The sequence below is a fragment of the Candidatus Rokuibacteriota bacterium genome (genome assembly GCA_016209385.1).
In the GTDB taxonomy this organism is placed as follows: Bacteria; Methylomirabilota; Methylomirabilia; order Rokubacteriales; family CSP1-6; genus JACQWB01.
The window spans coordinates 1-7,370 of record JACQWB010000211.1 but is presented as its reverse complement, the minus strand read 5'-3'; the positions used below and the strand labels follow the sequence as shown (position 1 = coordinate 7,370).

The following is a 7,370-nucleotide window of genomic DNA, read 5'->3' as shown; positions in this document are numbered from 1 at the left end:
CTTGAACGCAGCCACCTGGATGATCACCGAGCCCGCCTCCACCACGTAGAGCCCCCCGATCAGCGGGAGCAACAGCTCGGCCTTGGTGAGGACCGCCAGGGTTCCGATCGCGCCGCCGAGCGCCAGCGAGCCCACATCCCCCATGAAGACCTGAGCCGGGTAGCTGTTGAACCAGAGAAAGCCCATCGCCGCCCCGACGAGCGCGCCGCAGAAGACGGTCAGCTCGCCCGCACCCTTCACGTTCAGGATCTGCAGATAGTCGGCGGCCTTGAAGTTGCCGGTCAGGTACGCGATCACGGCGAAGGCGCCGCCGGCCATGATGACGGGGCCGACCGCGAGGCCGTCCAGCCCGTCGGTCAGGTTCACCGCGTTGGACGCCCCCACGATCACGAGGAGCGCGAACGGGATCCAGAACCAGCCGAGCGGGATCAACCACCCCTTGAGGAACGGGACCGCGAGGACCGTCGAGAACCCGGCGGGCGGGAAGAAATAGAGGGAGCCCAGGAGCAGGACGATGAGCAGGATTTGGGCGCCGAACTTCTGGCCAGCGGAAACCCCTCTCCGGGTGCGGAGCTTCCGCCAGTCGTCCCAGAGGCCGATCAGCCCCAGGCCGGCGGTCGCGGTGACGATCACCCACACGTAGCGGTTCCTCAGGTTCCCCCACAGGAGCGTCGAGAGCAGGATCGCCGAGAGGATGAGGATGCCGCCCATCGTGGGGGTCCCGGCTTTGCCCCGGTGGCGCTCCGGCGTGTCCTCGCGGATGGTCTCGGTGCCCGCCTGGAGCGCGCGGAGCTTTCGGATCAGCCAGGGGCCGAGCACGAAGGAGATGAGCAGCGCGGTCACGGTCGCCATCGCCGTCCGGAACGTGATGTACCGGAAGACGTTGAAGATGATGTGTTCCTTGGCCAGCGGCGCGAGGAGATGAAAGAACATGCCTCATTCGCCTCCTCCGAGCCGGGCCACCAGGGCATCTACCACGCGCTCCATCCGCATCCCCCTGGATCCCTTCACTAACAGGGTGTCCCCGGGAGCGAGCCGCTTGAGGAGCAGCGCCACCGCCTCCTGGAACGTCTCCACGTGGCGGCTCTCGAGGAGGCCCGCGTCGCGAGCCGCCTCCGCGGCGTGGCGCATCAGGGAACCCACGCCGACGAACTCGGCAGCGCCGCACTCGGCCACCAGCCGGCCGACGTCGCGGTGCGCAGCCGCCGCGCTGTCGCCGAGCTCCAGCATGTCGCCGAGGGCCACGAGGAGGCGCCCGGCACCGCGCGCGGGCGCGAGGGCGGCGAGGGCGGCCCGCACGGACGCCGGGTTGGCGTTGTAGGTGTCGTCGAGGATCCGGATGGAGCCCGCACGCCGCCAGACCAGGCGCCCCTTCAGGGGACGCGCGGCCTCGAGGCCAGCGGCGATCTCGTCGAGGGAAAGACCGAGCGCGACCCCGGCCCCGGCGCTGGCGAGCGCGTTGGTCACGTTGTGGGGTCCGAGAAAGGCCAGCCTGACGGCCCGCCTTCGGCCGTCGATCTCAAGCGTGAAGCCGATGCCGTCCGCGCGCTCCTGAAGCTCTCCGACCGCGCGGACCCGCGCGTCGCGGGCGAGCCCGACGACGATGACCCGCCCTCGGGCGTCCCGGGCCATGGCCCGCACGCGCGGGTCGTCGCCGTTCAGGACCACGCTCCCCTCCTCGAAGACCGCGCGGACGAGCGCGGCCTTCTCCTCTCTCACGCCCTCGAGCGTCTTGAAGAACTCCGTATGCACCACCGCCACCGTCGTCACCACCGCCACCGTCGGCCGGCAGAGCTCCGCAAGGTAGGCGATCTCCCCCGGTTGATTCGCCCCCAGCTCCAAGACTGCCGCTTCGTACTCGTGGGAGAGCCCTAAGAGCGTGAGGGGAAGCCCCCACTGATTGTTGAAGCTGGCGGCGGACTTGAGCACCGACCAGCGCGTCCCCAGCACCGCCGCCGTCATCTCCTTCGTCGTCGTCTTCCCGTTGGAACCGGTCACGGCGACCACGGGAATGTCGAAACGGCTCCGATGGAAGCCCGCAATCCGTCCCAGAGCCCGGGTCGTGTCCTCGACCAGCACGACGGGGACGCCCGCCGGCACCTCGTCGGGCAGCTGGTGCACGACGAGACAGGACGCCCCTCGGCCCGCCGCCTCGGCGAGGAAGGCGTGCCCGTCCAGGTGGTGCCCCTTGATCGCGAAGAAGGCCTCTCCCACCCTGAGGGTCCGGGTGTCGACGGACACACCCGTCACGGGGATCCCCAGGTCGCCCCCGACCAGGGCGCCGTGGGTGGCTCGAACCACGTCCTGCACCGTGAAGCGCGGCATGCGTCTGCCTAAGGCGATCGCGCCTCGAGAATCTGACGCGCCACAGCCCGGTCGTCGAAGGGGAGCACCTCGGAGCCGATAAGCTGGTACGTCTCGTGGCCCTTGCCCGCGATCACGACCGTATCGCCCGGGCGGGCCCACGCGAGGGCGTCTTGGATAGCGGCGCGCCTGTCCCGGATCGTAGCATAGCGGCCGGGGTCGGGCCAGGCGCGCCTGACCCCGACGAGGATTTGGTCGATGATGGCCTGCGGGGGTTCGCTCCGCGGATTGTCCGAGGTGATCCAGGCCCGGTCGGCGAGACGTGCGGCGATCTCGCCCATGCGGGGCCGCTTGCCCCGATCCCGGTCCCCGCCGCACCCGAACACCACGCCGAGGCGTCCCGGAGTGAGTCTGCGGGCCGTGAACAGGACCCGTTCCAGCGCGTCGGGCGTGTGGGCGTAGTCCACCACCACCAGGAACGGCTGGCCCACCTCCACGCGCTCGAACCGGCCCGGCACGGCCCGGACGCCCGCGAGCGACCGCGCCACCGAGCCGGGATCGAGCCCGAGCGCGACGCCGACGGCGCACGCCGCCAGGAGGTTCATCACGTTCGGCTCGCCGATGAGGGGGGACCGGAGGGCGCAGGCGCCGCGGGGCGTCTGGATCTCGAGCTCCGTCCCCTCGAGGGTCGTCGCGAAGCGGACCGCCCGGACGTGGGCCGCCGAGCCGAGCCCGAAGGTCAGCGTCGGCAGCGCGAAGCCCGCGACCATGGAGGCGCCCGCCGGGTCGTCGGCGTTGATGACAGCGGTCCGCCCCGGCTTCGGCGAGCCGGCGAGGAGCGTGAAGAGCCGGGCCTTGGCCTCGCGGTAGGCCGCGAGGGTCCCGTGAAAGTCCAGGTGGTCTTGGGTGAGGTTCGTGAAAACCGCGACGTCGAAATCGATCGCGTCCACGCGGTGGAGCGCCAGCGCGTGGGAGGAGACCTCCATCGCCACGCCACCCACCCCTGACTCCACCATGCGCGCGAGGAGGGCCTGAAGCTCGACCGCCTCGGGGGTCGTCTGGCCCGCCGACACGGCCTCGTCGCCCACCCGATACTGGATCGTCCCCACGACGCCGGTCTTCATTCCCATGCCCCGGAGCAGCGCGTCGACCAGGTAGGACGTCGTGGTTTTGCCGTTGGTGCCGGTGATGCCGACGACGAGCAGCTTCCCCGACGGGTGGCCGAAGTAGGCGTCGGCCAGGCGGGCGAGGGCCTCACGCGCCGAGGGAACCAGGACCCGGGCCGGGCCGGCGCCAGGCAGGGGATCGTGCCCTTCGGTCACGACGAGCCCGGCTCCGCGCTGCACCGCCTCGGGGATGAAGCGCCTGCCATCCTCCCTCAGGCCGGGGACAGCCACGAAGCAGCCGCCGCGCTTCACCCGGCGCGAGTCGTACGCGAGACCGCTGACGGTCGCTGGGAGCTGGCCCCGCACCTCCTTCGCCGGGAGCGCGTCAAGAAGCGTCCGCACCGGAACGATCCGTTCGCCCAAGGGAGATCATTCGCTCCATCTAACGTGTCATCGGAGTCGTTCGCCTGGCAAGCTCATTTCGGGATCACGTGCCGGTCGGCTCCGCCAGCTCGAGCCGGCAGAGGGTTGCAGGCCCCAGCTCCGCGCCGGCGGCGGGCTCTTGGGCGACCACGACACCGTGGCCTCGTAGCTCCACCTCTACCCCGTAGAGCGCCAGGGCCGCGAGCGCCGGGCGGAGACGCTGCCCGACGAGCTGCGGCATCCGTGGCTGGTCCGGGACGCCGTCAGGGACCCGGGCTGCCTGCGCGCCCGACCCCGGCACGGTGGGTCCCGGCGAGGGCCCGCGGACGATATGCAGCGGCGGCGTGTCGCGCGGCGGCACGTTGAGGTAGCGGAGCAGGCGGCCGCCCACCGCCGCGAAGACCGGCGCCGCGGCCTCGCTCCCCCATTTCGCGGCCTGGGGCTCGTCCAGGAGCACCAGCATAACAAAGCGAGGGTCCTCTGCCGGCGCGAAACCCACGAAGGAGAGCACCCCGGGCGCGTGGGAATAGCGTCGCGTCGTCGGGTCGAGCTTCTGCGCGGTGCCGGTCTTGCCGGCGACGTCGTAGTCCGCCATCACCGCCTGCCTGCCCGTCCCCTCCGCGACCACGCGCGTCAGGATCTCGCTGAGGGTCCGGGCGGTGACCGGCGAGATCACCTGCCGGACCACCCGGGGCTCGAGCTCCTGGACCTCGCGCCCGTCGGGATCGATCACCGCCCGCACGACCTGGGGACGCAGGAGCCGGCCGCCGTTCGCGATGGCGCCGAAGGCGGTGGCGAGCTGGATCGCCGTCACGGACACCTCTTGGCCGATGGACATGGACGCGAGTGAGAGCCCGGACCAGATCTCCGGAGGTCGGACCTTTCCCCGGCTCTCGCCCGGCAGGCCGAGGCCCGTGAGGCTCCCGAAGCCGAAGCCGGCCATGTAGCGATGGAAGCGCTCCTTGCCCAGGCCGAGTCCGATCTTGATGGCGCCCACGTTGGAGGAGTGCTGGAGTACCTCGGAGAAGGTGAGCCAGCCGTAGCGCTTCCAGTCGTGGATCACGCTGCTGGCGACCGTGATGGCCCCTTCCTCCGCGTACACGCGGTCGGTGGGGCGGGCCACGCCTTCTTCGAGCGCCGCGGCGGCCAGGATCACCTTGAAGGTGGAGCCCGGTTCGAAGGGATCCGTGATGGCGCGATTCCGCCACTCGGCGCTGCTGGCCGCGGCGAAGTTGTTGGGGTTGAAGGTCGGGCGCATGGCGAGCGCGAGGACCTCGCCGGTGCGCGGGTCGAGGACGAGGGCCAGGGCGGCCTTGGACCGCGTCCGGCGCCACGCCGTCTCGATCTCGCGCTCCACGAGGTACTGGATCGTCGTGTCGAGGGTGAGGCGCACCTCGCGTCCCGGCGTCGGGGGCCTCAACACCGCCGGCATCCGCCCCAGCTCGCGTCCGAGCCCGTCCCGCTCGACGAGCCCCACTCCGGGGTGCCCCGCCAGGTGGCCGTCCAGGGCGTGCTCGATTCCTTCGAGGCCGCGGCCGTCCGCCCCCGCGAAGCCCAGGAGGTGGCTGGCCAGCTCGCGGTTCGGGTAGAAGCGCAGCGAGTCCTCGACAAACCCGAGCCCGGGTTGGCCGAGGGCGCGCACGCTCTGCGCCACCGGCGGCGGGAGCTTCCGCCTCACCCACGTGAACGGCCTGTCGGAGACCAGGCGCTTGTGGATGTCGGCAGCCGACTCGTTCAGGACCGGTGCGAGGCTCGCGGCCAGCCGCTCGGGGTCAGGGATCCGGGCGGGGAGCGCGTAGAGCGACTCCGCGGCGCTCGACACCGCCAGGGGCCGGCCGTGGCGATCGACGATCGAGCCGCGTTTGGGCTTGAGCGCGATCGTCTTCGAGTGCTGGCGCTCGGCCAGGCGCGTCAGGCTCTCGTGCTTGACCACCTGGAGCACGACGAGCCGGGCGATGAGACCGAGGAAGGCGCAGGCAAGGAGGGCGGCGAGGATGAGCGTTCGGGATCGGAGAGCCACGCTCATCACTCGGAGGGGGGCTTCGCCCCCCTTCCGATGCCTCCCCCGTCGTTCGAGCGTGGCGGGGTCGGCCATGCCGGGAGGCAGGCCCCTCGCCCCGCGAGGCCCGAGTCAATCGCGCGGGCAAAGCCGGCGCTCGAACCCGTGAGGCAGGCCCGCCACGGGATCATCGCGCGTCGTGGCGCCGGGCGTCCCACGCCGTCAGGCGTGAGGCGCTCCCCTCGCTCCCCGCCGTGAACTCGCGCGCGAGCCGGATCTGGTGCGGCGCGGGCGGAGCCATGCCCAGTTCGGCGAGGGCCTTGGCCTCGATCCGCGCCGGGGATCGGAGCGTGGCCAGCTCGATCCGCAGCTGGCGGTTGAGCTCGCCCGTCTCGACCTTCGCCGCGCGGAGCGCGTCGAGCCGATAGGAGAGCCGCACCTGCTGGACTCGGAGCCCGACGACGCCCAGCGCGCTCACCACCAGGCACGCCGAGAGGGCGAGAGCCACGCCCATGGCGCGGAGCCGCGACAGGTCGCGCTCGCGAACGATCCGTGAAGCCTGATCAAGCGGCGACATCGATCGCCTCCACGCGCTCCAGGATCCTGAGCTTCGCGCTCCGCGCCCGAGGGTTGGCCCGCACCTCGTCACGGCTCGGCCTGAGGGGGCCCGGGGTCAGGACCACGTAGGGGCCCGACGCGAGCGCGGTGAAGCCGAGCTTGACGAGGCGGTCCTCGCCCGAGTGGAAGCTGATCACTCCCAGCCGCCCGCCCGGCGCCAGAAGCTGTGCCGCTTGGGGCAGCGCCGCGGCGAGGGCGCCGAGTTCATCGTTCACGGCAATCCGAAGCGCCTGGAAGACCCGAGTGGCCACGTGGGTCCGGCGAGGCCAGGCGCGGCGCGGCACCGCCGCCTTCACGGCTGCGACCAGGTCGGCGGTCGTGCTCACGCTGGCCCGGCGGCGTCCGGTGACGACGGCGCGGGCGATGCGACGCGCGTGAGGCTCGTCGCCGTACTCGTGAAAGATGCGCGTCAGCTCGGCTTCGGACAGGCGCTGGAGCAACTGGGCCGCGGTCGATCCCTCCGAGGGGTCCATCCGCATGTCCAGGGGCTCGTCGGTCCGGAACGAAAACCCTCGCCCCGAGGCCTCCAGCTGGTACGTGGACACGCCCAGGTCCAGGAGCACCGTCTCGGCCTCCGTCACCCCCGCCGACCGCGCGAGCGCTCCGAGATCACGGAAGTTCCCGTGGCGCAGCACCACGCGGACCCCGAAGCGCGCCAGCCGCGTCCGGGCGCGGGCGAGGGCCCCGGCGTCGCGGTCGATTCCCAGGAGCCGCGCCGCGTCATTCTGCTCCAGGAGCGCCATCGCATGCCCACCCGTTCCCACTGTCGCGTCCACCACCCAGCCCCCGTATCGGGGGCGCAGGAGAAACGAGACTTCCTCCACCAGCACCGGGAGGTGTTCGCCACCCTCCCGGTCCACCGGCCTCAGACTCCAAGGCTCGACAGCTTCTCGAAGACCGTCGGCAGCTCGTCCTGATGG

6 protein-coding genes are annotated in these 7,370 nt (G+C 71.7%); all 6 read right to left on the bottom strand.

Features of this window, described 5'->3' with window-relative positions; all coding sequences use genetic code 11:
* Positions 1-933: phospho-N-acetylmuramoyl-pentapeptide-transferase (mraY, locus tag HY726_15545; protein ID MBI4610410.1), on the bottom strand; the 933-nt coding region annotated here is incomplete at its 3' end.
* Between the two features lie 3 nt (positions 934-936).
* The gene (locus tag HY726_15540; protein ID MBI4610409.1) at positions 937-2,325 is read right to left on the bottom strand and encodes a UDP-N-acetylmuramoyl-tripeptide--D-alanyl-D-alanine ligase; all 1,389 of its coding nucleotides are present in this window, start codon (positions 2,323-2,325) and stop codon (positions 937-939) included.
* An 8-nt stretch (positions 2,326-2,333) separates the two neighbouring features.
* A complete protein-coding gene (locus HY726_15535; protein MBI4610408.1) occupies positions 2,334-3,821 on the bottom strand; it encodes a UDP-N-acetylmuramoyl-L-alanyl-D-glutamate--2,6-diaminopimelate ligase in 1,488 nt (495 codons plus the stop codon).
* Between the two features lie 76 nt (positions 3,822-3,897).
* Positions 3,898-5,853 carry a penicillin-binding protein gene (locus HY726_15530; GenBank protein MBI4610407.1) on the bottom strand — a complete coding sequence of 652 codons (1,956 nt, stop codon included), beginning with the start codon at positions 5,851-5,853 and terminating at the stop codon, positions 3,898-3,900.
* A 166-nt stretch (positions 5,854-6,019) separates the two neighbouring features.
* On the bottom strand, positions 6,020-6,409 hold the full coding sequence (locus HY726_15525; protein MBI4610406.1) for a cell division protein FtsL: 390 nt from the start codon (positions 6,407-6,409) through the stop codon (positions 6,020-6,022).
* Positions 6,396-7,310 carry a 16S rRNA (cytosine(1402)-N(4))-methyltransferase RsmH gene (gene rsmH, locus HY726_15520; GenBank protein ID MBI4610405.1) on the bottom strand — a complete coding sequence of 305 codons (915 nt, stop codon included), beginning with the start codon at positions 7,308-7,310 and terminating at the stop codon, positions 6,396-6,398. Before rsmH ends, HY726_15525 begins: the two co-directional genes overlap by 14 nt.
* Positions 7,311-7,370: the final 60 nt, after the last annotated feature.

What these genes read in the sequence shown, in the direction of transcription:
- HY726_15525 (MBI4610406.1), bottom strand. Translation starts at nt 6,409, where the DNA reads ATGTCGCCGCTTGATCAGGCTTCACGGATCGTTCGCGAGCGCGACCTG.
- HY726_15540 (MBI4610409.1), bottom strand. Translation starts at nt 2,325, where the DNA reads ATGCCGCGCTTCACGGTGCAGGACGTGGTTCGAGCCACCCACGGCGCC.